This window comes from Yersinia sp. 2541 StPb PI (assembly GCF_052217145.1).
Classification (GTDB): domain Bacteria; phylum Pseudomonadota; class Gammaproteobacteria; order Enterobacterales; family Enterobacteriaceae; genus Yersinia; species Yersinia enterocolitica_E.
Genome location: NZ_JAZGQB010000001.1, coordinates 538010 through 563893 on the forward strand (window position 1 = coordinate 538010; position 25884 = coordinate 563893).

Here is a 25884-nt window from a genome sequence, read left to right on the forward strand (position 1 = left end):
CATTTACTGACTACAAAGCAGAATAATCAGACCGGGAAGAGAAAGAAAAGAATCAGTTTCTCTTCCCATGGCCTGCAACAATCCGGGCAAGGATCAGCTTTTACTATTCGCGACCATATTGTTATTCATCATCAGATTATCGAGATGAACAACGGGGTTTTCTGTGAATAAATAACGATCCACATTAAATTCAAAATCATCGGTAGTAGCACGAAACAGCATCTGCTTGGTATTTTCCAGATGTTGCCACATAGCAAGTTTACTGGCGTAAGGATCTTTACGCATCAGTGCCTCAAGGATCCTGTCGTGATCTTCGCACCAGCTCTCGATCGATTTATCATCGATATGCTCATGCAATTTGATCCAGTAAGGGTTATGTACCCGCTGGCTCCACATTTTTTCGACAATCGTTGCCATGGCGGTATTTTGGGTGGCCAGAGCAACCTGCACGTGGAATTTCAGATCCCATTGTGAATCACGGAAGCGATCTTCCTGGCGCGCATGCTTTTGGATCTCGATTAATTGCACGATATCTTGCCGCGTAACCTGAGTGGCGGCAAATTCAGCAATATTACTTTCGATCAACTGGCGGGCCTGTAATAGCTCAAAGGGGCCTGCGGTGGCGAATTCAATGCTGTGGTTGGGCATCACGAGGTGCTTTTGCTGATTCGACATCACGTGGATGCCGGAGCCTTTACGCACTTCGACGTAACCCTCTACTTCCAGCATGATAATCGCTTCACGGACCACGGTGCGGCTGACATTCATCTCTTCTGAAATGTAGCGTTCTGCCGGCAATTTATCCCCCACCGGATAAACACCCGCTTCGATGCGCTGCTTTAACTCTGCGGCTAACTGCTGGTACAACCGTCTGGTTTCTGTGAATTCCATGATTAAGGCTCTTGGGATCAATTGAGGCAGCAAATTTTGCGGCTCATTTTGTCTGGAAGGCATGATATCCCGAACGAGATACAATTGGACTTGTTATACCACTTATCCCTATTGGGTTCTAGTCATTGCTATCACAGTTGTGATGGAAAATACGTCCTAAACTCAGGGCAAAGAAGAAGTAAAAAGCCCGGTAAATGATTACCGGGCTGGAGTCGAACCAATGGCTCAATAATGACTAGTCAGATTAGTTCTGTCCGGCAGGTGCCTGTTGTATCGGATCGATTGCAGGTTCAACCGCCGGGCGGTTTTGCAGTACCGTCCAGATAACCACTACTGCTAACACATCAAATACCGCCAGTGCAGCAAACAGCGGGCTGAAGCCCATGGTGTCTGCCAACGCACCCACCACCAGAGCGAACATGGTACTGGCAGTCCAGGCCGCCATACCGGTTAACCCGTTGGCGGTGGCCACTTCGTTACGACCAAATACGTCGGAAGATAGCGTAATCAGTGCGCCGGACAGTGATTGGTGAGCAAAGCCCCCAACACACAGCAGTGCGATAGCGGCATAAGGGCTAGTGAACAGGCCGATAGTCCCCGGTGCAATCATTAACAGACCACCCATTGTTACCACCAACTTACGGGAAACAATCAGGTTAACTTTGAAGTGTTTCTGGAACAACGGCGGCAGGTAGCCACCCAAAATACAGCCTAGATCGGCAAACAGCATTGGCATCCAGGCGAACATGGCGATTTCTTTCAGGTTAAAGCCATAGGCTTTAAACATGAATAGCGGGATCCAAGCGTTAAATGTTCCCCAAGCTGGTTCTGCCAAGAAACGCGGGATCGCAATGCCCCAGAACTGACGGTTACGGATAATCTGCAATGCAGACATCTTTTTCGCGTTAGCAGTGGAGTGCTGTGCTTCCTGACCACTGAGGATGTATTCACGTTCTTCATCAGTCAGTTTTTTCTGGTCTTTCGGGTGTTTGTAGAGGATTAACCAGGCAATAGCCCAAATCAGACTGAGCACACCGGTGATGATAAATGCCATCTGCCAACTGTGCATCACGATAGCCCACACCACTAGTGGTGGTGCAATCATGCCGCCGATAGAGGAACCGACGTTAAAATAACCTACAGCAATGGAGCGTTCTTTTGCCGGGAACCATTCGCTACTAGCCTTCAGGCCCGCTGGGATCATAGCAGCCTCTGCCATACCTACCGCACCACGAGCGATAGCTAAACCGCCCCAACTGCTGGCTAACGCGGTACTCATACAGAAGATGGCCCACATAATGGCAAACATGGCATAGCCCACTTTGGTGCCCATCACATCCAGAACATAACCGGCTACCGGTTGCATCAGGGTGTAAGCAGCAGAATAAGCGGCAATGATGTAAGAGTATTGCTGTGTCGTGATATGTAACTGCTCTTGCAACGTCGGTGCGGCAACCGCAATAGCATTACGTGTTAAGTAACCCAATATGGTGCCGACGGTGACCAAAGCGATCATGTACCAGCGTAAGCCTTTAATTTTACGCATCATTTATAACTTTCTCCCAGTCTAAGATTACTGCTATGAAGCGCGACCTGTAGCGGCGTCTCATGGCGCAATTTGGTCCAACCTACATCGCTGTGCATGTGGTGGTACCCGACCCTGCTTAATTGACGTTACAGCGGTGTTAGCTGCTCTCATTCCCCCGCATCACTGACTGGAATCAGTTTTGCCGGATTCACTCGTTTGCCGCCGACCTGTAACACCAATTACGTTGGGTCATACCTTCTTATTGGCGTTGAGGCTACGTGCTGTCACGAGCTTCAACTGCTTTGGGTATCCCTTCCTATTGAGAGCAACTGTGCTGTAGCTGCTCTCATTCTTGCTTGTGTCTTCCCGCTTGGGTCAAATCAGCGCATTTGATAGAGCAATGCGGATGAGATGACTGAGGGCGACGCAACAATAACTTGTCATACAGATTTAAAAGTTGAGTGATATCACAAAAACCACTTTTCAATTAGGGAATAATAGAACCCGACAGACTTAGTGCCGCAAGGGGCTAAATAGATTATAAATGTTGAGTATTTGTTCTTTTTGTTAGGTTTTTGCGATCTCTATCGATAAAAAAATGCTGGACGATAGATGAAATTGGTGTGATAACTTCGCGATAACAGAGAGCAGTGCTCTAAGATGTACTCAAGTGAGGAACCTAATATGTCGCAGTTTTTGACCGAAGACTTTTTGCTGGACACCGAATTCGCCCGTCGTCTGTATCATGACTACGCAAAAGATCAGCCGATCTTTGATTATCATTGCCATTTACCCCCTGAACAGATCGCAGAAAACTACCGCTTTAAGAATCTGTATGACATCTGGTTGAAAGGTGACCACTATAAATGGCGTGCTATGCGGACTAATGGTGTAGCAGAACGTTTGTGTACCGGCGATGCCAGTGATCGTGAGAAGTTCGAAGCTTGGGCTGCCACGGTTCCACATACTATTGGTAACCCGCTGTATCACTGGACTCATCTTGAATTGCGCCGTCCATTTGGTATTACAGGTAAATTATTATCTCCTGCAACGTCAGAAGAGATCTGGCAACGCGGTAACGAATTACTGGCTCAGGACCGTTTCTCTGCGCGCGGCATTATGCAGCAGATGAATGTAAAAATGGTCGGTACCACTGATGACCCGATTGATGACCTACGCCACCATAAAGCTATTGCTGCTGATGGCAGTTTCAACATCAAAGTGTTGCCAAGCTGGCGTCCAGATAAGGCCTTCAACATTGAAGCCGCTGGTTTTAATGACTACATGCAACGCTTGGAAGCTGCCGCTGATACCTCTATCAGCCGCTTTGCCGATCTGTGCACGGCACTGAACAAACGGATGGACCACTTTGCCGCGCACGGCTGTAAAGTATCGGATCATGCCTTGGACGTCGTGGTCTACGGTGAAGCAGATGAAGCCACGTTGGATGCGATTCTGGCGCGCCGTCTGGCCGGTAATCAGCCCACTACTGAAGAGATCGCCCAGTTTAAAACCGCAGTGTTGCTATTCCTGTCTGGCGAATATCACCGCCGTGAATGGGTGCAGCAATACCACATCGGCGCTCTGCGTAACAATAACAGCCGCATGTTTAACCTGGTGGGGCCGGATATCGGTTTTGACTCCATCAATGACCAACCACTGGCGCAGCCACTATCCCGTCTGTTGGATGCTCAGGGCCTGCGTAATGCATTACCAAAAACCATCCTTTACTGCCTGAACCCACGTGATAACGAAGTTATCGGCACGATGGTTGGCAACTTCCAGGGCGAAGGTGCTGCGGGGAAAATGCAGTTCGGTTCCGGCTGGTGGTTTAACGACCAGAAAGATGGCATGCAACGCCAAATGACCCAACTGGCACAACTTGGTTTGCTAAGCCGCTTCGTTGGCATGCTGACGGATAGCCGCAGCTTCTTGTCTTATACGCGCCATGAATACTTCCGTCGCATCCTGTGCCAGATGATTGGTCGCTGGGTGGAAGATGGCGAAGCTCCGGCAGATATTGAACTGCTGGGTTCAATGGTGAAAAACATCTGTTTCGATAACGCGAAGCAATATTTTGCCATCGAGCTGTAATCGCTTTGAATAACAAATAACAGGGCCGGTTAGCGGCTCTGTATAACTCTAACTCATTATTTATTTAACGCCCGGCTGCACTGCGGTAAAGACCTTCTCTACAAAGAAAGGATTGCCTGCAAAGCACGGACTGTCAGTAATGCCGGTCCATGGCTGTATGCGTTATGAGGTGAACCCTGATGCAAACTCTAAACCGTCGTGACTTTCCCGGCCGTAGCCACCCTGACAAGATCATTCAATTTGGCGAAGGTAACTTCCTGCGTGCTTTTGTTGACTGGCAGATTGATTTACTCAATGAACACACCGATCTGAATGCCGGGATCGTGGTGATCCGCCCGATCGATACTGATTTTCCACCGTCACTCAGTACTCAGGATGGTCTGTACACTGCGGTGATCCGTGGTTTGAATGAGCAGGGCGAAGCGGTGCGTGAATCCCGCCTGATCCGCTCAGTTAACCGTGAGATCAATATTTATCGTCAGTTCGATGAATATTTGGCGCTGGCCCGCGATGCCAATATCCGCTTTATGTTCTCAAATACCACCGAAGCGGGTATTGCCTGGAATGAAGCCGACCAATTCAGTGACGCACCCCCAAGCTCTTTTCCGGCTAAATTGACCCGTTTACTGTTTGAACGTTTCGAGCATTTTGCCGGTGCCGCAGATAAAGGTTGGGTGTTACTGCCTTGCGAACTGATTGATTACAATGGTGAAGCACTGCGCGAACTGGTGTTGCGTTATGCCAGTCACTGGCAGTTACCTGCCGCTTTCACCCAGTGGTTAACGGAAAACAATACTTTCTGTTCAACGCTGGTTGACCGCATCGTTACAGGCTATCCGCGTGATGAAGTGGCTGCCTTACAGACCGAACTGGGTTATCAGGACAGCTTCCTGGATACCGCAGAATACTTCTATCTGTTTGTTATTCAAGGGCCAAAAGAACTGGCTCAGGAACTGCGCCTCGATCAGCTTGAGCTGAACGTGCGTATCGTTGATGACATCAAACCCTATAAAGAACGCAAAGTTGCCATTCTGAACGGTGCACACACCGCGCTGGTACCCGTGGCATACCTCTCTGGGCTGGACACTGTCGGCCAGACGATGGATGACGCACAAATCAGCAGCTTTGTAGAGAAAACCATTACCGAAGAGATTGTACCGGTATTGGATTTACCAGAAGACGAATTATTGTCGTTCTCGCAAGCGGTATTAAGCCGGTTCCGCAACCCGTTCATTCAGCATCAACTGCTGTCTATCGCCTTGAATGGTATGACTAAATTCCGTACGCGTATTTTGCCACAGTTGCTAACCTACCAGCAGCAGCAAGGTAAGTTACCACCGCGTCTGACCTTTGCTCTGGCAGCCCTTATCGCCTTTTACCGTGGTGAGCGTGAGGGTCAAACTTACCCGTTGCAGGATGATGCTCACTGGCTGGAACGCTTTTCCACCTTGTGGAGTGGTGTAAAACACAGTGATATCACTCTGGCTGAGTTAGTTAACAGCGTACTGTCTGATGCGACCCATTGGGGGCAGGATTTGACCGCCGTTCCACAACTGGCCAACCAGGTGACAGAGCAACTGCAAACAATCATTGATCGTGGCATGAGAGCTGCGGTAGCGGCCTATAGCTAAAGGTTTAACTATGCAAAGTATTATAAAAATTCACCCGCTGGATAATGTTGCTGTCGCACTGCAAGACCTGGCCGCAGATGAAGTCATTGAAACCGGTGAGCTCAGCGTTAAGCTGGCTCAGCCGGTGGCCCGTGGCCATAAGTTTGCTTTAACAGCGATCGAACCGGGTCAGATGATCGTTAAGTATGGTTTGCCTATTGGCCATGCATTAATTCTCATCCAACCGGGCGAACATATTCATTCGCAAAATGCCAAGACTAACCTCAGTGATCTGGATGAGTATCAATATCAGCCGGAATTCAGTGACCTGCCACCACAAATGGCAGATCGTGAGGTACAAATCTACCGTCGTGCTAACGGTAATGTGGGGATTCGCAACGAATTGTGGATAGTGCCGACTGTTGGTTGCGTGAATGGCATCGCCCGCCAAATCCAGCAGCGTTTCCTGAAAGAGACTCAGGATGCAGAAGGTATTGATGGTGTTTATCTGTTCAGCCACCCATTCGGTTGTTCACAACTGGGTCAGGATCATGAAAATACCCGTACCATGCTGCAAAACATGGTACGTCACCCTAACGCGGGTGCGGTGCTGGTGATTGGCCTGGGTTGTGAAAACAATCAGGTAGATGTTTTCCAAACTACTCTGGGCAAGGTTGATGAAGATCGCGTGCACTTTATGGTCTGCCAGCAGCAGGATGATGAAGTTGAAGCCGGTTTAGAGCATTTACATGCGCTCTATCAGGTGATGCGTAATGACCAACGGGTGCCGGGCAAACTGAGTGAACTGAAATTTGGTCTGGAATGTGGCGGCTCTGATGGTTTGTCCGGTATTACGGCTAACCCTCTGCTGGGGCGCTTCTCTGACTATGTTATTGCGAATGGCGGAACCTCTGTACTGACCGAAGTACCGGAGATGTTCGGTGCGGAACGTATTCTGATGAGCCGTTGCCGCGATGAAGCGACTTTTGAAAAGACGGTCAGTATGGTCAATGATTTCAAACAGTACTTTATCGCTCACAACCAACCGATTTATGAAAACCCATCACCGGGTAATAAAGCGGGCGGTATCACCACATTGGAAGAGAAATCCCTTGGTTGCACCCAGAAAGCGGGTCAGAGCAAAGTGGTCGATGTACTGAAATATGGCGAGCGCTTGCAACGTCCCGGCTTGAACCTGCTCAGCGCACCGGGCAATGATGCGGTGGCAACCAGTGCTTTGGCGGGTGCTGGCTGCCATATGGTGCTGTTCAGTACTGGTCGTGGCACACCTTACGGTGGTTTTGTACCGACGGTGAAACTGGCAACCAACAGTGAATTGGCAGCGAAAAAGCCACATTGGATTGATTTTGATGCTGGTAAGTTGATTCACGGCACCTCAATGGACACCTTGTTGACTGAGTTTGTCGAGTTGATTGTCGACATTGCCAATGGTAAACCGGCGCGCAATGAAGTGAATGATTTCCGCGAACTGGCGATCTTTAAAAGTGGTGTAACCTTGTAAATAGTATGTCTTTCGAATAATATGAAACGGTGTTTTATTTTTTATAAATAAGCTCCGATACCCAAAGTAATTGGAGTTACAGGTAGGCCGCCCGCGAATAAACCCTGATGAGCTTACTCAAGTAAGTGATTCGGGTGACAAATCTGCCGAGCTGATTTGAACACTGCTTGCAGTGGCCTGAACGAGATAAAGCCCATGGATGGGCCGAGTAAAGGGCAGCTAACAATCCTGTGGCTTCAAGCACGAAGGGGGTTCATTATTAACAGTCAGACTCAGTGCGGGTAACTGCACTTCAGGACTCCCCACCATGACCTTCTATTGGTTTGCTCAATCCATTGGTGTACTGGCATTTTTTGTCGGTATCACCATGTTTTTCAACCGTGATGAACGGCGTTTCAAACTTCAACTTTCCGCATACAGTGCCATTATTGGTTGCCACTTCTTCCTGATGGGAGCCAGTGCTGCCGGCAGTAGTGCCATGCTTAACGCATTACGTAATCTGGTAGCCGCTAAAACGCGCAGTAATATTGCGATGATGGTCTTTATCATCCTGACGCTGACTTTTGGTATTTGGCGTATGCAACATGCGGTGGAAATATTGCCCATTTTTGGCACGGTAATTAGTACTTGGGCACTATTTCGCACCCATGGGCTGACCACCCGTTGTGTGATGTGGGTCTCCACCGTCTGCTGGGTTATCCATAACGTATGGTTGGGCTCTATTGGTGGCTCATTAATTGAAGGCAGTTTCTTACTGCTAAACGGTTTTAATATTATCCGTTTCCGCCGCCTGCAACTTAAAGGAATAGACCCTTTCCGGGTTGAGAAGAAAGCGGTAAAAGAAGACGCCGCCCAATAAAACTGGGGGCTGTAATCGCCCCCACGGGTTATGACACTATCCTGATTCAGATGCTTTTACGGTTCGCCAGTGGATCTGGATTAGCCAATCTGGCATCGTCTGCCTGGCAGGCTGCGGCAGTGAACAGCACATCGGTGGAGGAGTTCAGGGCGGTTTCGGCTGAATCCTGTAACACACCGATAATGAAACCAACTGCGACCACTTGCATTGCTATTTCGTTTGGAATACCAAACATGCCGCAAGCCAATGGGATCAGCAACAGCGAGCCACCGGCAACCCCGGATGCACCACAGGCACAGACCGCAGCCACTACACTCAGCAACAGCGCTGTGGGTAAATCAACCGGAATACCCAGCGTATGTACCGCCGCCAGTGTCAGCACGGTGATAGTAATTGCCGCGCCGGCCATGTTAATGGTGGCACCCAATGGAATGGAGACTGAGTAAGTGTCTTCATTCAGGTTCATCTTCTTACACATTTCCATATTTACGGGAATGTTAGCCGCTGAACTGCGGGTAAAGAAGGCGGTTACACCACTTTCACGCAAGCAGGCAAAGACCAGTGGATATGGGTTACGGCGAATTTTCCAATACACAATCAGTGGGTTTATTACTAATGCCACCAGTAACATACAGCCAATTAATACGATGAGTAGCTGTGCGTAACCCAGTAACACGCCAAAACCCGTTTCTGCCATGGTGGAGGCAACCAAGCCAAAAATACCCAGCGGCGCAAAACGGATAACCACTCGTACCACTTTGGTCACCGCATCAGACATATCATTAATTAAGGCTTTAGTGGTATCCGCAGCATGACGCAAGGCAATACCCAAGCCCACGGCCCAGGCCAGAATGCCGATATAGTTGGCATTGAGCAGCGCATGAATCGGGTTAGCAATTATGCTGTTCAGCAAGCCTTTCAGTACTTCTACAATCCCACCGGGAGGGGTGATTTCAGCAGTATTGGTCGCCAGAATAAGGGTGGATGGGAACATAAAGCTAACCACCACAGCAATCAATGCGGCTGAAAAGGTACCCAATAGATACAAAAACAGAATAGGGCGGATACTGGTTTTTTGCCCCTGTTTATGGTTGGCAATGGAGGCCATGACCAGCATCAAAACCAATATCGGTGCAACAGCTTTCAATGCACCAACGAATAATGTACCGAGCAGACCAACGGCTGTAGCTGCAGGGGTAGAGACCACGGCCAAAATGATACCCGCCACCAAACCGACCAGTATTTGTTTAACTAAACTACCACGGGCGATAAACCCGATAAATCCAGATGGTGTCTTTTCCATAGTTTTCCAGTGATGCCTCTTCCCAAGTTAAACTTGTTTTATTTTTTTACCCATTTAGCACTCAAACCGGAACGGGACTGAGCGCTTATGTTCACACCTGTAACTTAATATTATTTGTAACTGGGTGTGTTTGCTTTGACAGTATAAGGGAATCTATTGGCGAGGAAAAAGACAATCAGCAAAATCCAATACGGATCAATATTGCATAACATTTCGTTTACATTTATGTGATCGTAATAACATTTGGTGAGTGGCGAAATATACGGGATAAATGCGGGGTTATTACTTCCCCGCATAATAGATTGTAGCGTCAGGCAGCTTACTTGTGGATAGTCTTATCTGCTGCTAAACGGCGGTCTGCACGATGATTTACCCAGACATTAATTAACAATGTCAGTGCCAGAATACCGGCTACCACACCTAATGAAATGCCAATAGGGATATGGAACAGGTCAATAATCATCATTTTGATACCGATAAACACCAGAATGACGGATAAACCATACTTCAACATTGAGAAGCGTTCGGCCACGTTTGCGAGTAAGAAATACATGGCACGCAGACCTAAAATAGCGAACAGATTAGAGGTCAACACAATAAAGGGATCGGTGGTCACCGCGAAGATAGCTGGGATGCTGTCAACGGCAAAAATCACATCACTTAGCTCAACCAGAATTAATACCAGCACTAGTGGTGTTGCATAGAGCAGGCCATTTTTACGCACAGTAAAGCGGTCGCCATGTAACTCATCCGTCATGCGTAAGTGATTACGAATCCAGCGAACCAGTGGTTTCTCACCGATGGGAGTATCGTCTTCTTTTGCCAATGCCATTTTGATACCGGTAAACAGCAGGAAAGCACCAAACAGATACAGGATCCAACTGAATTGCGACACCAGCCAACTGCCGGCGAAGATCATAATAGTACGCAGTACAATCGCACCCAGCACACCGTAAATCAGTACCCGGCGCTGCAAATTGGCAGGAACAGCAAAATAGCTAAACAGCATTAACCAAACGAAGACGTTATCTACGGCGAGTGCTTTCTCGATCAGATAGCCAGTCAGGAAGGCAAGTGCTTGCTTGTCGGCGATATCACGCCCCACTGTTTCGGCCAGATACCACCAAAAACCAGCATTAAACAGTAAAGACAAACTAATCCACACTAGAGACCAGCAGGCAGCCTGACGCAGTGTCATGGTTTGTGCACCACGACGCCCCTGTAGGAGTAAATCGATGGCAAGCATAATCGTCACGATAACAGCAAAACCACCCCACAATAAGGGAGTACCCACGGTATTCATCATTCATAAACCTCTTAAAAACAAAAACGGCCAACGTCGGAAGACGCTAGCCGCTATGTCTGAGCTGCAAGCAAACCTCGCCTTCCGGCAAGGTCTCACTTACAACACCGATAATGTAACAACACCCATAGGTGCTAGTACATAATGAGGTTGCCCGGTAACCGGGTGCTTTCGCACCGTAATGACGGCTGACCGGCAATGAAGTTACTCCCCTTTGCCGCGCAAAAATAATTGAAAATGGGCTGCTGGTCAATCATTGAAAGTAAATTAACTTACAGCCGGTGGCTGGGTATCGGCTGGGAAAATAACCCCAGTCTGGCGGCGAATATCTGTTTGAATACGCGAGGTGAGCAACGACAACTGCAAACCAGCGTGTTCTACCTGCGCATTTTCCACCAAATTGGCAAAAACCTCAGCTTCATACAGCATAGTATTAATATGCTGTGGCAGCGTCAGATCCACCGAATGGCCCCCTCTTGGGGTAAAGGCGATAGACAGACATTCAGAGATACTTTCAATAATCAGCGAACCATCCTCCCCCTGAATTTCACTGGGGATATCTGATTGGCTGACTTTTGAATGGATGAGAACCACATCAAAATCGCCATAATTCATACAGACGGTGCCGTGGGCATCGACCCCACTGGGGAGCAAACTGGCGCTGGCCAGTACTGATTTCGGCTCGCCCCATAATGCCAGTGCGCTAGCCAAACAGTAGTAACCAATATCCATGATTGAGCCATTAGAAAAGGCCGGGTTAAAGGTGTTGGGATTTTCGCCGTTCAGGTAGCGCTGGTAACGTGATGAATATTGGCAGAAGTTAATGGTGACTTTACGTAATTTTCCCACCTTGGGCAGTGCCTGCTTTAACTGAATAAAGTTAGGCAGATAGGCAGTTTTAAAAGCTTCAAATAGCACGACCTGATGTTCGCGGGCACAGGCAACCAGCGCTTCGACTTCAGCCAGATTTGATGCCAGCGATTTCTCGCAAATAACGTGTTTTTTATGGCTGAGGAACAATCTTGCCTGGGGATAATGTAGGGAGTTCGGGCTGGCAATATACACCGCATCAATCTGGTCACTCGTCGCCAAGGCTTCCAGATTATCAAAGCAGTCAGTAACGTTGTAATCATCGCCAAACTCTTGGGCCTGTTCCAGCTTACGGGAGTAAACGGCAACCAGTTTCATCTTGCCACTTTCGTGGGCGGCATCAACAAAGCGTGCGGTGATCCAATTAGTGCCAATAACAGCGAAGCGAATCATAGTGAACTCCGTTACTACAGAAGAAAAACACGTTGAACCGCCAGATGGTTACACCCACAGGGAGATTTTCTTGGCGAATTCCCTTCGTACTTGACGTTACAGGGGGCGCTATGTTCACTTGCTTGCCGCCTGTCTGCCCCTTGAAATCTATTCGGTATGGCTTTGTAAATCAAATACTAATAAATCGCACCAAACAGATCCAAATGAGTCAGATAGAGGCGAGTGTCAAACTCTAACTGATGATATTGCGGCTCCATATGGCAGCACAAACTATAGAATGCTTTGTTGTGATCTTTCTCTTTCAAATGCGCCAATTCATGAACCACTATCATTTTTAGGAAGGCTTCTGGCGCGTTTTTAAACACAGTGGCGACCCGAATCTCTGCTTTTGCTTTCAATTTGCCACCTTGCACCCTGGAAATTGCGGTATGCAGGCCGAGAGCATGCTTCATCACCTGAATTTTACTGTCGTAGGCCACTTTACTTAACGGCTGAGCGTTGCGTAGATACTGGTTTTTTAAATCAACCGTGTATTGATACAACATCTTATCCGTATTGTAATCATGGGATTGTGGATAGCGCTGACGTAATACATTCCCCAGACGCTGCTCGGTGATGAGTTGGCGTACCTGAGACTGTAAGTTTTCGGGATAACCTTGCAGATAAGTCAGTTCCTGCATATGTATTTGCTCTGGCTAAGTTAGTCAATCAATTGATGGCTGATATGGGCCGATAATAACGTTTTCCCATCGTTTAGACAAAATCCTATTGTGCAGTTGGGCCAAATCTAATGACTTAAATAAAAAGTATCAGTACCAGCATCACGTTACACTTTGCTGGTACTGGTTTTTCGTTAAGAAATTAGTATCTAACTAATTTAAAATTGGTAATTGATACCCAAAGTCGCTTGGGTATCTGAGTAATTGTGCTTACCTAACTGCTGACCAAGGTGGCTCCATAGCTTAAGGTTGTTATTGAACTTGCCCTCAACACCTAGTTTCAACTCAGCAATGTTGTTAATTCCTTGCGGTGTAATATGGGCATCATCCAGTAATAGCCCTTTATTCCCGTTGCTATTTATCCAATTAGTTTCAATGAACGGTTTGATTTTTAAGGTGTTAGTAGTAGATAAAGTATCAGTGCCAAGTTCTAGCGTTGTAAGTAATCCTAATTTGGTCGTAACCGTATTGTGCTCTTCTATCTTTATCTGTGGCCCGGTGAGTTCTTTATGTTGCAGCCCACTGCTACGTTGCAACAATACTTTCGCCTGCGGTTGTACAAATAACTTAGCCTTCTCTTTTTCGATTAATTGAATTTTGTAACCTGTTTCTAACGCCGAGGTGAATATATAAGACTTATAATTCGCACCGGTGACGACTTCTGGTGCCTTAACCTGATTATTAAACATTCCGTATTGTGCAAGTAAACCAATATAAGGCCCAAGTTGACTGATGTTGTTGGCATGCCAGACGCTATATAACCCTAAGTTATAGCCAACTACAGACCCATTAGCTTGATGCTGAGATGTGGTGGAATTGCTACGACTGCTGGCTTTACCGATACCGGCAGTTATTCCCAGAATTCCTAGATCATGTTCACCGCTGCTCCATTGGCTTATTTCGCCCCCTAATTGAGTTGAATAGCGGGTGCCTTTGGTGTGGAGTTGGTCCTGACCGGAGCTAAAGCGGGTTATCGCCCCATTGGTGTTTAACCACATGCCGGTAACTTTTTGCTCGCCCGTCATTGGGTCAATGTAGGGAGTTTCTCCTTGGCGATGCTGTAGGTCGTCAGTAATAAACATCTGTTGTGCAGCCATTTGGTTGGCAAGATAGCTACCGGCTTGCGGATTGTGGCCAATGACAAGTGTTGATTTAGCTATATTGTCTACGATATCCGCTGGTGGGATATTGATGCCTGCTTTCGGTTTTTTTCTCTCTTGTAGCTGCTGTTGTTTTTGAGCAATAGGCTCTGGGGAGAGCACTTTAGCAGCAACGGGTTTTATCGCCTGGAAGAGATCGCTGGCTTCAGTAAATACAGCACCTACTTCATCGAATAAACTATCTTTACTATCAGCCCAGGCAGTTGTGCTACCCAATACTAATAACAGAGCACCAATAGCTTTAGCACAAGGCGTTATACGATAAGGTGATAAATGGGCGTCAGTAGGTTGCAGTGTTTCTTTGCCACTATCGGGCTGAGTAATATTTGACATATACATTTTTTATTTACCTTCCTGGTAATTAATGTTAAAAATTTATCAATGACGAGATATATTATTTTCCAACGACAAACATTGGTTTCCTCTCAATGTGTTGCATTTGAATTTGGTTAAAATAAATATAATTTTTGATGCGATTTAATTAAATAATGATATATTAATTATTTAATTTGTTATGTGAATAAATAATAATATATAATTAATAAACTGTTTAAGTTCGTCTGGTTGGGTATTTTATATTGAGCCAAAAGAATTTGAGTCATTTGATAATGAGTTAACATGAAAGTAAGCTTTGGTAATGATTGGTATCAGGGTAAAATACGCCATTGATTAAGCTATGTTGAGCTATTGGTCAGATTGCTTATCAGGTCATGCCTCTGGCATTTCTGCCTTTTAGCTAGCTTTGGCCTTGCTAAAATGTCATTTAAGCAAAAAAACATTTTACTGATCGCCCGTTTTAGGGGATAAACAGCCCAAATTTATTATTCAGGAGCGGTGATGAGCCAACTCTTACTGGGAACGCAAAGCCTTGAGCTTGAGCGTTTTCCACCACAAGAAAATTCCAATACCCTACAGGCGTGGGAAGCAGCAGATGAATATCTGCTACAAAACATTGACTTAAGCCAAATTGATGGCCGCCCGGTGCTGGTATTTAATGATCAGTTTGGAACGCTGGCCTGCGCTTTACATGCTTATCGTCCATTCAGTGTCAGTGACTCTTATATGAGCCAGTTGGCGACGACGCATAACGTGCAGTTAAATCAGTTAGATGAAAATGCCGTTACCCTATTAAGCAGTATTGATGCGTTACCCGCCGCTCCTAAGCTGGTGGTGATTAAGATCCCTAAAGCTTTGGCGCTGTTGGAGCAGCAATTACGCGCATTGCGCCTGGTCGTAGCCCCAGATACGGTGATTATTGCTGGGGCGAAATCCCGCGATGTGCATAATTCAACTTTGCAATTGTTCGAAAAAATTCTTGGCCCGACCAAAACCACGCTGGCGTGGAAGAAATCCCGCCTGATTCACTGCGAAGTGGCAGATATTCCACTGGCAGATGCGCCGGAAACCACCGATTGGCCGCTGGCGAATACCGAATATGTCATCCATAACCATGCTAACGTTTTCTCTCGCAATAATTTGGATATCGGTGCGCGCTTCTTTATGGAGATCCTGCCGTATGATGTGGCGGGCAAAATCGCGGATCTGGGTTGTGGTAATGGTGTCGTCGGTTTAATTGCATTGGAACAAAATCCATTGGCAGAAATGCTGTTTGTCGATGAGTCCTATATGGCCGTTGCATCCAGTGAGCTGAATATCACCTATAACCGCCCACAAGACTTACCACGCTGTGAATTCATGGTAAGCCATGGTTTGGCCGGTGTTGAGCGTGAGAGCCTGCAACTGGTGCTATGTAACCCTCCGTTCCACCAACAGCATGCGGTCAGTGACCATGTGGCCTGGCAGATGTTCTGTGATGCTAAACGTTGTCTGAAGGTGGGGGGGGAACTGATGATTGTGGGTAATCGCCATCTGGACTATTTCCACAAACTTAAACGTTTGTTCGGTAACTGCGAAACATTAGATTCAAACCAGAAATTTATGGTGCTGAAAGCAGTGAAAACGGCATCATCCCGTTCCGAGGGTGGTGGTAGCGGCAGTCTTGATATGTCGTATAGCGATTTCTAAATACCCTTCGTACTTGAAGCCGCAGGGGTGTTAGCTACGTTCACTCACTCGAATCACTTACTTATGTAAGCTCATCGGGATTTGTTCACTTGCTGCCTACCTGCGACTCCAATTACTTTGGGTATTCCCTGCTTGAAGCCACAGGGGTGTTAGCTACGTTCTTTACTCGGCCCGTCCATGGGCCTCACCTCGTTGAGGCCGCTGCAAGCAGCGTTCAAATCAGCTCCCGGCAGATTTGTCACCCGAATCACTTACTTATGTAAGCTCATCGGGGTTTGTTCACTTGCTGCCTACCTGCGACTCCACTTACTTTGGGTATTCCCTGCTTGAAGCCGCAGGGGGGGGTCATGCCACCCCCTGTTTTGCTTATTCCTGCTTATATAGCCAGCGCCAGACGCGTCCCTTGATCAATTGCCCGGCGTGCATCCAGCTCAGCGGCGATATCAGCGCCACCAATCAGATGCACGGTTTTTCCCATATCCAGCAAGGGCTGATGTAATTCCCTACGCGGTTCCTGGCCCGCACAGATAATGATGGTATCGACGGGTAAACAGCTCGCCTGTTCTGCACGGGTGATATGCAAACCTTCATCATCAATGCTGTCGTAACTCACACTGTTAAGCATTTTCACCCCACGCATCGCCAGGCTGGTACGGTGGATCCAACCGGTGGTTTTACCCAAGCCTTCACCCACTTTACTGGTTTTCCGTTGTAACAAGAAAATCTGTCGAGGTGACGGATGCACTTTGGACCCCGTCGGGGATAATCCGCCACGATGTGCCAAATGTTGATCGATGCCCCATTCGCGACTGAATGCAGCACTGTCCAGACTGCTGGAATCACCGGATTGGCTGAGGTATTCGGCGGTATCAAAACCAATTCCCCCCGCACCAATAATGGCCACGCGCTCACCGACCGGTTTTTTATCGCGCAATACATCCAGATAAGTAAGGACTTTCGGATGCTCAATCCCCTTGATAGCTGGCAGGCGTGGCTGGATACCACAGGCGAGGATAATTTCATCAAAATCAGCCAACTGCTGTGGCTGTACCGAGGTATTTAGCTGCTGAATAACACCATGGAGCACCAACTGACGGCGGAAATAGCGCAGCGTTTCATAAAATTCTTCCTTACCTGGGATCTGCTTGGCAATGTTGAATTGGCCACCGATATCTGTTGCAGCATCAAATAGCGTCACTTGATGACCACGGCTGGCAGCGGTAACGGCGAAAGCCAGTCCGGCCGGCCCGGAACCGACGACGGCTAACCGTTTTGGTGTTTCTGTGGGGAGTATGGGCATTTCGCTTTCACGGCACGCGCGAGGGTTGACTAAGCATGAAGTGAGTTTGCCTTCGAAAATCTGGTCCAGACAGGCCTGATTGCAGCCGATACAGGTGTTAATTTCGTCGGCCCGATGTTGTGCTGCTTTTTGGACAAACGCCGCATCAGCGAGGAACGGGCGCGCCATTGACACCATATCCGCGCAACCATCAACCAGTACCTGCTCAGCAACCGCAGGGTCATTAATGCGGTTAGTGGTGATCAGCGGAATAGCCACTGCCCCCATCAATTTGCGCGTCACCCAACTGAATCCGGCCCGTGGCACCATGGTAGCGATAGTGGGAATACGTGCTTCATGCCAACCAATGCCAGTATTAATCAGGGTGGCACCGGCCTGTTCAACCGCCTGCGCCAATTGTTCAATTTCTTGCCAACTGGAACCTTCTTCCACCAGGTCAAGCATCGAAAGGCGGTAAATCAGTATAAAATCAGTTCCGGTCGCCTCACGGACTGCCCGCACAATTTCTACGGCAAAGCGCATTCTGCGGGTAAAGTCCCCGCCCCAGTCATCATCGCGCTGATTAGTTCTGGCAGCGAGGAACTGGTTAATCAAATAGCCCTCAGATCCCATCACCTCGACACCATCGTAACCCGCTTGTTTGGCAAGCTGTGCACAGTTGGCAAAGTCGGCAATAGTTTGCCGTACTTCATCACTACTCAATGCCTGTGGGGTAAAGGGGTTAATCGGCGCTTGCAATGCGGAAGGAGCCACGGGGTGTTTCTGATAGCTGTAACGGCCGGCATGTAGGATTTGCAGCGCGATCTTACCGCCCGCCTGATGTACTGCATCCGTCACGATTTGATGATGGGGGACTTGCGCCGCATCATTTAATACTGAGGCCCCCTGATACACCACGCCTTGCTTATTGGGGGCGATACCGCCAGTGACAATCAGGGCGACACCACCGGCGGCCCGCTCAGCATAGAATGCGGCCAAACGTTGAGGTCCATCGGGTAATTCCTCTAGCCCGGTATGCATCGAACCCATTAATACGCGATTTTTCAGGGTAGTAAAGCCAAGATCAAGGGGCGTGAGCAGGTGAGGGTAAGCTAACATTGCAGTCTCCATCGGGTGCATTCTGGCTATATTGCAGCAACGTAAATCTGCGCAATATCACCAAACCGTTATTGTTATGTCTCTGCCGCTCTGGCCGAATGCAGCAAGTGGTCGGATGAGATTTTTTATTCAAATTTAGACGGTGCTGTGCAACTTGGGAAATCGCAGTGTGCTGATTGTGATAGCCGTCATGAATATGACATCAGGGAAGGGGCAGTAACATGAAGTATTAAACGAAGGAATTATACCTATAAAGTATATCCCCTTCGTTTCTCGCGATGGCTATTTATAACTTGGCTATTAATCAGTCACCAAACACTCGCAAGCGGTGGCCATCAGGATCTAAAGCCACAAAGGTATAGCCGAAATCCATCTGTAATGGTTGTTGCAAAATAGATAAGCCGCGCTGTTGCCAGTCATTATATAACGATTGCACAGCAGCTTTATCGGCCAGAGCAAAAGCCACTTCACCACCGCCACCGGTGGCTGTCGCCGCCGGTTCAACCGTATGTTTTGACCATAAGCCCAGCATCACCCCTGAATCCAGTGCAAACATGGCAAAGGTTGGGTGAAGTTCTACCGGTGCCTTTGCCAGCAAGTCACCATAAAACGTCGCGCTGTTGGCCGGGCTATCAACATAAAGAATAATGAAATTCGGATCTGCCATGGTTTTTCCCCTTATCCCTTTAGTACTTGAAATTGCAGCGCCCAAATCGGTGCTCGACCGGCCTACCTGAAATTCCAAATACTTTAGGTATCTAATCAAATGGATAGTTTTTTTGTTAACCGAATATCGCTTAACTGGGTTCTATCCTAGCGGGGCATACTGACAGTTTCTGTCAGTAGTGATTATTGATTTGTAGTGACAATAAAAAACTACGGTTTTGGTGGTGTCGACAGCAGCGACTGATCATCGATGCCTTCCGCTTCCCGCCACTGTTTTAGCAACAGCTGTCGGCGCTGAGGATAGCGTTGATCCGTAAGAGAAATAGCGCTTATTCGATCCGCGCGAAAGTTACGGATGGTTTGGCGTAGCTCACACCAGGCCACCACTACGCGCACCTGTTCAAAAAAACCGATAGCAAAAGGCCAGATGCGGCGACATGAGTTAGCCCCTTTCAGGTCTTGATAGGTAATATCCACTTTGCGCTCGGCACGGATTGCGCGGCGCAATACCGGTAGCGCCAGTTCACAGTCAGGCATATGGCCGACAGGGCCGATGAGCAGTGTCGAGGCATCTAATTCGTCACGTAAATCTGTAGGTAAAACCGCTGCGATTTTCGCCAAAGCATTACGGGCAGCGGCACTCAGATGGGTATCTCCACGATGGCTGACCCAGCGCGACCCTAATACCAGTGCTTCTATCTCTTCTTCGGAGAACATCAAGGGCGGCAGCATAAAACCTGGGCGCAGCACATAGCCCAGACCGGGTTCGCCTGCAATATCAGCGCCTTGCTGTTGTAGGGTGGCAATATCGCGATAAAGTGTCCGCACACTGATAGCCAGTTCCTCCGCCAACGCAGCACCTGTTACGGGATAGCGATGGCGGCGTAGCACTTGAATCAGGTCAAGCAGACGCTGGCTGCGGGACATAATAGCTCTCGTCGGAGTATAAAAGCTGACTATAGCACCTTCAGTCAGGCCATTTTACTGGGTGGCAGCAAAACTAGGGAGCCATTGAGAATTTCCTCTGTAGCAAGCCGATAAGCCGCCTACCGTAGAGGCCGATAATCAGCCCACTGATAATCAGTATCATCGCGACAATTTTCGCGGCGGGAATGCTTTCACTAAAAATCATCACGGAACCTAGCAGGCCAAAAATCGGGACTAGCAAAGATAATGGCGCGACAACAGAAACCGGGTATTTGGTCAGTAATGAATTCCAAATCCAATAGGCAAACAGCGTATTGGGATAGACCTGAAATAGAATAGAGAACAGCGTGGTTACATCGAACTGGGTGGCTAACTCAGTAAAACCGCTGGAGCCATTAAATAAATAGCTCAGTAGAAATAGTGGGATAGGGGAAAATAGGCTCGACCAAACTAGAAAGGCAAAAACCTGTTTGGTATTGGCTTTTTTAATTATAATACTCACCAGCCCCCATACCACTGCACCGCACAATACCAATATCAGGCCAGTAGGCGTGACAGAACCATCACTGATGAAAATAATACTGATAAGCCCTAAGAGCGCAACGGCGATACCAATACATTGATATCTTGAGAGTTTTTCGCGAAACAGCAATGCGCCAAGGATCATGGTGAAGAACGCGCCGAATTGCAGCACTAACGAAGCGATTCCCGCTGAGACACCCGCTTTAATACCCAGATTGACGATACCCCATAAACCGATACCAAACAGTAGGCCGTAACCTATTATGTATCGCCATGAAGTATCAGGCTTTTTGATAAAAAGGACTGCGGGTAGGGCGCAGAGCGTGAAGCGAATCCCGGCTAAAATAAGCGGGTCTGCGGCAATCAGGCCAAGTTTTATTACCGAAAAATTAGCCCCCCAAATTGCGGTAATGCATAGAGCAATTAAAAAATCAGTTAGTTTCACGCAGCCTACCTAGGGTGAGAGAATTAGTCGGTTGTTGTTATTTCACAGTGGCAGTTCACAAACTGAGTAGTGATAATCAGTAGCGAACATGAGAATATTTCCAGGACAGCGGTATCGCAATTCAGGATACCGCTGCGAATAATGTGTTATTAATTCTGTTTATATAAACCAGCGACCATAAAGCAGCTAAATGAACTAAATAGCATCTCAATCCCGACCAGAGTCGTAACCATGGTGATCGACATCAGTGGGCCAGCACTCACCAATAGATAGGTAATAATCAGATCCAAGACGCCGAGCAAGATTTGTAGCCATGCCCCCGGCATTCCCCATGTTCTAAAACCGGTTATCAACCGCATCACTCCACCAAAGGCAAACAGCACCGCCAGCACCACTGCCAGACTTATCATCCCTATTGCTGGATTGGTAATAAATACATAACCCATCACAATATATGCGATGCCGAGTAAAATACCGGTCACCATTGGCCAAAGATTATGGGAACGGTTGGTTACCATACCCACGATCATTGCAATCCCACTGAGTAGCAGTAGGACACCAATAATTTTGCTGAGAACAACGCTGGAGGCCAGTGGGTTAATAAGGCAAAAGATCCCGCCCAGTAATAGCAGGATTGCGATGACCCGCATGATAATCCGTTGTTTTTTTAAGGTACTTTCATCAAGGCTCATAAGGTATTTCCGATCTATATTCAGCATGACGATGACTCCTGTATAGTCTGAACTAGGTTATCGATAACTATCATGAGTATAGGTCGAACAATAGATGTATAAATAAAATCAATGATATTCAACTAATTATACTGTGGAATATTTCCTGTACGCCAGATGTGCAAATAGCATTGCAGTGGCACTTATCATCCCCCCCAGAATACAAACACCTGACCATCCCGCATTCGCATATACCATCGTTGCACTGATAGCTCCGATGGCGCTACCGATGGAATAGAACAACATATAGCCAGCAACCAGGCGGCTTTGGGCATCAGGACGTAGCGCCAATATGATGGTCTGATTGGTTACATGCACCGCCTGAACGGCAAAATCTAATATCACGACACCGATAACCAGCCACCAGAGTGAATGAGGCAAAAAAGCGATCGGCAGCCAGGAGAGCAGTAGTAACGCCAAGGCGACTTGCGTTGTTTTCACTCCCAACCCTCGATCTGCCAACTGCCCCGCATGAGCGGCGGCGAATGCGCCAGCGATACCTGCCAGCCCAAATAAACCTACCTGACTAGGCGATAATACGTATGGCGGGCTGCTGAGTGGTAACACCATTGCGGTCCACAGCACACTAAAAGCCATAAATATCAGTAAGGCCAGAGTAGACCGTACACGCAACTCGCGCTCACGGGTAAATAACCCCCACAGCGACAGCAGTAGCTGCCGATATGACGATACAGCCGGTTTGGCAACGGGTGGGATAATGCGATAAAGCATAATAACCATCAATAGCATCACTGCTGCGGAGCAAAAATAGACGGAACGCCAACCGGCAAAGTCGGCCATCGTACCTGAGATAAAGCGCGCGAGTAGAATCCCCAACACGATACCGCTGGTGATTTTACCCACTATTTTGCCTCTTTGTTGCTCTGGAGCCAGTGCCGCAGCAAAAGCCACAATCACCTGTACCACGACAGCCATCAGGCCGATAATCAGCATCGCCACCAAAAGTAGTGAAAAAGTGGGGGCAAGGCTAACCGAAATCAATGCCACAGCAGATAACAATAACTGCCCGATAATTAATTTTCGGCGATCCCACAGATCACCCAAAGGCACAATGAATATCAGCCCCAAGGCATACCCTGCCTGCGTCAGAGTAACCACCAGACCGATCGCCGACGGACTAACGTTAAGATCCGTTGCCATTGTATCGAGTAGGGGCTGAGCAAAATAGACATTGGCGACCGCCATGGCGGATACCATCGCCAAGAGTGGCACCACTATTGATGTGAGGTGTGGTGCCAGAGCTGTTTGTGGTAATCGCCGGGTGCGACTCTTTGCTGATTCTTTTCTGATGGACATAAAAATACCTGATGCCTTTCTGGTTTTTATTTGAAACCACTTAATTGATTTTTAACAGAGGTGGTTTTAATATGCAACCAGTTTATCCAGCAAATGATCGGAGTAAAAGAATGACTAAAACGAGTGAAGGCCAGATAGGGGCAGAAGAATGCCCGGTTGCCAGAGCGCTTAAGGTTTTGGGGGATCGCTGGTCACTCATGATAATTCGTGATGCTTTTGATGGGATCCGCCGTTTTGGTGAATTTCGGAATAACCTTGGCTTGGCAAAAAATATCTTGGCGGGTCGCCTGCGTGAGTTGGTTGAACACGGCATTCTGATGATAGTCCCGGCCTCTGATGGCAGTGCTTACCATGAATATGTGTTGACGGATAAAGGCCGCCAATTATTCCCTATTGTGGTCAGCTTGCGCCAATGGGGCGAAGATCACTTGTTTGCTGTTGGCGAAAAGCACTCTATTTTAGTTGATAATCAGAGTGGGCATCCCATCAGTAAGCTGACAGTATCCTCACAAAAAGGTAAGGTATTGGATGCCAGCGAATGCCATCGGGAAAAAGTGATTAAGCGGTAAGGAAGGTATCTGCGGCGGGAAACATAATCTCAATGGATATTAATGACAGGAAAGGTAAAATGGATTCTCGGATACTGGAAATACTGCAATACACATTGAAGCCAGGTAGTGGTGTGGAATTCCACCGAATTATGCAAGAGATCAGCATTCCCTTGCACGCCAGGGAGGGGATGGACGTCGTCGCTTATGGTCAATCGCTGCACGACCCAGATGCTTATTACCTGATGCGTGCCTTTGACAGTCAAGAGGCATTAGTGAATGCTGAGGCACGTTTTTACAGCAGTGACGGCTGGCTTGCTGGCCCGCGGGTGGCAATTGTTGAACGTATTGAAAATAGTCTCAAATCCGTAATATCGATGCCAACTGCCGCCATTGATGCTTTAAGAACGTAATTGGTCAATTCATAGCATTCTTATACTGAATACGTTATCAACTGATAACGTATTTAATTGCCTCTGGGATTGATTATTGCTCTGCCTGATAAGTGTCGCGTAAGAAAAGGGTTAGCACATCTTTTGGTGGTGTCACCTCACATTCAGACAGCAGCCACCCCACCGCGCCTCGGTGATAAGCACCATGATGCTCAACATGGGAAAACATCTCTTTTCTACTCATTGCCCCTTTTCCCCCATCGACAAATTTGAAGTTAATCATTTCATCCAATTGTTGTTCAACCAGAGAGTGAAGATACTCGAGATAGCGATTATCACTGATAGCAAAGGCGTTATTCAGCACCTCTAGAGGCGGTGTTTCAACCGTATTCAGCGCAGTATAACGGTGGGGAACTCCCTGAATATTGGCGATAAATATTTGATCAACTACATAAATATGATTCATCAGGCGAATCATAAGATGACGTTTATCTTTATAAGCCGCGGTATCAACATTGGCGATAGCGGAGAGGATCTCTTTATCAGCCCAGGCCTTGTATTGAAAAAGCATATCAAAGTGAGTAAGCACAGACATTTTCAGATCTCAGCGGAGAGTTAGATGGCTATTTTATAGTACGAGAATTATTGTAGGTCGTTAAGTAGCGTTGAATTTTAGCCGACTAAAACATTTCATCAACGAAGGGACTGTCTATTGAATATTCGGCAAGAAAATAGCAATGACCTATATATCTTAAGATAATTAGGTAAAGCGAGAGGCTTGGGGGATGAGTAAATTGCTATAACCTGAATCGATGACATTATCGCCATTTCAAGGTGCTTTTCTCTTCTTCTACTAGAATATCCAGCCAATCCGCATTGAACAATTTTCGTTTAAATTGGCTAGCCACTGAGACAGATAAAATCAGATAAAGTGTAATTGTATCCGTGAGATTCCATTCAACAGTCTCTATTCAAGATTGTGCAGTTATGCTTCATTGAGTTGAGCAAATATAGCGCGGCGTCACTTTAATGTTTGTGTAACCAAGGATTTTATAATCAAATTGATGATTTATTAATCTAAATCAATAAGGATTTCTACTGATAGTCAAATACTCTCCTTTTCACAAGGAAGTACAAAATAATGTTTTTCCCTAAGAAATATTCAATATCAATTCTGGCATTAGCGTTTGTTTTATTCTCTTTCCCTACTTCCGCCAAAGTGACTAATTCATCTGATGACCATGTAAAACAGATGATTATCAACGAGTCTATAGAGTCGTACCCTGGCAACTGCCCATGTCCTTTTAACTCTGCCAGCAATGGAAGTAGTTGTGGAAAACGTAGCGCGTGGAGTCGGGCAGGTGGTTATTCCCCCATTTGCTATAAAAAAGAAGTTACCAAGGAAATGGTTACTGAATGGCGTGAATCTAACAAAGCCTAAGATATAAAATTTTTAGTACATGAATGGCAACCCACCCTAGAAAATGCTGCGACACAGGTTACCAGATACAAAAAAGCCAACTCGAAAGTTGGCTTAATGTGCTGATTTAATAGCTAAAATTTGGTGGCCCCTACTGGACTTGAACCAGTGACCAAGCGATTATGAGTCGCGTGCTCTAACCAACTGAGCTAAGGGGCCAGACTTGGGCGCTGATTATACG

Annotated in this window: 22 protein-coding genes and 1 tRNA gene; 8 read left to right on the top strand and 15 right to left on the bottom strand. The window is 47.3% G+C overall.

What is annotated here, in order from left to right; translation table 11 throughout:
- Positions 1–93: 93 nt before the first annotated feature.
- Both exuR and V1953_RS02370 read right to left on the bottom strand, forming a co-directional pair.
- The gene (exuR, locus tag V1953_RS02365; protein WP_083162325.1) at positions 94–891 is read right to left on the bottom strand and encodes a transcriptional regulator ExuR; all 798 of its coding nucleotides are present in this window, start codon (positions 889–891) and stop codon (positions 94–96) included.
- A 244-nt stretch (positions 892–1135) separates the two neighbouring features.
- Complete coding sequence (locus V1953_RS02370) at positions 1136–2440, bottom strand: MFS transporter (protein WP_083162326.1); 1305 nt, start codon at positions 2438–2440, stop codon at positions 1136–1138.
- 663 nt (positions 2441–3103) lie between these two features.
- Here V1953_RS02370 and uxaC point away from each other — a divergent pair.
- The 4 genes from uxaC (at position 3104) to V1953_RS02390 (ending at position 8504) form a co-directional block, all read left to right on the top strand.
- Positions 3104–4513 carry a glucuronate isomerase gene (gene uxaC, locus V1953_RS02375; RefSeq protein ID WP_442850603.1) on the top strand — a complete coding sequence of 470 codons (1410 nt, stop codon included), beginning with the start codon at positions 3104–3106 and terminating at the stop codon, positions 4511–4513.
- Positions 4514–4692: 179 nt separating this feature from the next.
- Positions 4693–6144 (top strand): tagaturonate reductase, encoded by a 1452-nt coding sequence (locus V1953_RS02380; protein WP_442820466.1) that lies wholly within the window; start codon positions 4693–4695, stop codon positions 6142–6144.
- A 10-nt stretch (positions 6145–6154) separates the two neighbouring features.
- On the top strand, positions 6155–7645 hold the full coding sequence (locus V1953_RS02385) for a UxaA family hydrolase (RefSeq protein ID WP_083162332.1): 1491 nt from the start codon (positions 6155–6157) through the stop codon (positions 7643–7645).
- Between the two features lie 307 nt (positions 7646–7952).
- A complete protein-coding gene (locus tag V1953_RS02390; protein ID WP_083162334.1) occupies positions 7953–8504 on the top strand; it encodes a YgjV family protein in 552 nt (183 codons plus the stop codon).
- A gap of 46 nt (positions 8505–8550) precedes the next feature.
- Here V1953_RS02390 and sstT read toward each other — a convergent pair whose 3' ends face one another.
- The 5 genes from sstT to V1953_RS02415 form a co-directional block, all read right to left on the bottom strand.
- Positions 8551–9807 (bottom strand): serine/threonine transporter SstT, encoded by a 1257-nt coding sequence (gene sstT, locus V1953_RS02395; RefSeq protein WP_083162336.1) that lies wholly within the window; start codon positions 9805–9807, stop codon positions 8551–8553.
- A 319-nt stretch (positions 9808–10126) separates the two neighbouring features.
- Positions 10127–11113, bottom strand: a complete 987-nt coding sequence (locus V1953_RS02400) for a TerC family protein (RefSeq protein WP_083162338.1) — start codon at positions 11111–11113, stop codon at positions 10127–10129.
- Between the two features lie 264 nt (positions 11114–11377).
- Positions 11378–12373 carry a Gfo/Idh/MocA family protein gene (locus tag V1953_RS02405; protein ID WP_083162340.1) on the bottom strand — a complete coding sequence of 332 codons (996 nt, stop codon included), beginning with the start codon at positions 12371–12373 and terminating at the stop codon, positions 11378–11380.
- Between the two features lie 176 nt (positions 12374–12549).
- The gene (locus V1953_RS02410; protein ID WP_005192896.1) at positions 12550–13053 is read right to left on the bottom strand and encodes a M48 metallopeptidase family protein; all 504 of its coding nucleotides are present in this window, start codon (positions 13051–13053) and stop codon (positions 12550–12552) included.
- A gap of 197 nt (positions 13054–13250) precedes the next feature.
- A complete protein-coding gene (locus tag V1953_RS02415; RefSeq protein ID WP_442820467.1) occupies positions 13251–14585 on the bottom strand; it encodes an autotransporter outer membrane beta-barrel domain-containing protein in 1335 nt (444 codons plus the stop codon).
- A gap of 504 nt (positions 14586–15089) precedes the next feature.
- On the opposite strand from V1953_RS02415, the gene rlmG reads away from it, so the two are divergent.
- On the top strand, positions 15090–16277 hold the full coding sequence (gene rlmG / locus V1953_RS02420) for a 23S rRNA (guanine(1835)-N(2))-methyltransferase RlmG (RefSeq protein WP_372569685.1): 1188 nt from the start codon (positions 15090–15092) through the stop codon (positions 16275–16277).
- 376 nt (positions 16278–16653) lie between these two features.
- Here rlmG and V1953_RS02425 read toward each other — a convergent pair whose 3' ends face one another.
- From V1953_RS02425 to V1953_RS02450, 6 genes are all read right to left on the bottom strand, one after another.
- Positions 16654–18675: an oxidoreductase gene (locus tag V1953_RS02425; protein WP_442850604.1), complete on the bottom strand. Its 2022-nt coding sequence runs from the start codon at positions 18673–18675 to the stop codon at positions 16654–16656.
- A 304-nt stretch (positions 18676–18979) separates the two neighbouring features.
- Entirely contained in the window at positions 18980–19342 is a 363-nt protein-coding gene (locus V1953_RS02430; RefSeq protein WP_442850605.1) for a VOC family protein, read from the bottom strand.
- Between the two features lie 209 nt (positions 19343–19551).
- Positions 19552–20268: a helix-turn-helix transcriptional regulator gene (locus tag V1953_RS02435; RefSeq protein ID WP_083162348.1), complete on the bottom strand. Its 717-nt coding sequence runs from the start codon at positions 20266–20268 to the stop codon at positions 19552–19554.
- A gap of 73 nt (positions 20269–20341) precedes the next feature.
- The gene (locus tag V1953_RS02440) at positions 20342–21235 is read right to left on the bottom strand and encodes an EamA family transporter (RefSeq protein WP_372569682.1); all 894 of its coding nucleotides are present in this window, start codon (positions 21233–21235) and stop codon (positions 20342–20344) included.
- A 149-nt stretch (positions 21236–21384) separates the two neighbouring features.
- Entirely contained in the window at positions 21385–21954 is a 570-nt protein-coding gene (locus tag V1953_RS02445) for an HdeD family acid-resistance protein (protein WP_032907485.1), read from the bottom strand.
- Positions 21955–22053: 99 nt separating this feature from the next.
- Entirely contained in the window at positions 22054–23283 is a 1230-nt protein-coding gene (locus tag V1953_RS02450; RefSeq protein ID WP_102970529.1) for an MFS transporter, read from the bottom strand.
- A 110-nt stretch (positions 23284–23393) separates the two neighbouring features.
- On the opposite strand from V1953_RS02450, the gene V1953_RS02455 reads away from it, so the two are divergent.
- Complete coding sequence (locus V1953_RS02455) at positions 23394–23852, top strand: winged helix-turn-helix transcriptional regulator (protein WP_442820471.1); 459 nt, start codon at positions 23394–23396, stop codon at positions 23850–23852.
- A gap of 59 nt (positions 23853–23911) precedes the next feature.
- The gene (locus V1953_RS02460; protein ID WP_083162354.1) at positions 23912–24244 is read left to right on the top strand and encodes an NIPSNAP family protein; all 333 of its coding nucleotides are present in this window, start codon (positions 23912–23914) and stop codon (positions 24242–24244) included.
- Between the two features lie 73 nt (positions 24245–24317).
- Here V1953_RS02460 and V1953_RS02465 read toward each other — a convergent pair whose 3' ends face one another.
- Positions 24318–24818: a DinB family protein gene (locus V1953_RS02465; RefSeq protein ID WP_083162356.1), complete on the bottom strand. Its 501-nt coding sequence runs from the start codon at positions 24816–24818 to the stop codon at positions 24318–24320.
- A gap of 546 nt (positions 24819–25364) precedes the next feature.
- Between V1953_RS02465 and V1953_RS02470 the strand changes: the two genes are divergently transcribed.
- A complete protein-coding gene (locus V1953_RS02470) occupies positions 25365–25664 on the top strand; it encodes a hypothetical protein (RefSeq protein WP_083162358.1) in 300 nt (99 codons plus the stop codon).
- A gap of 121 nt (positions 25665–25785) precedes the next feature.
- On the opposite strand, the gene V1953_RS02475 is transcribed toward V1953_RS02470, so the two are convergent.
- A tRNA-Ile gene (locus tag V1953_RS02475) sits at positions 25786–25862 on the bottom strand.
- Positions 25863–25884 lie beyond the last annotated feature (22 nt).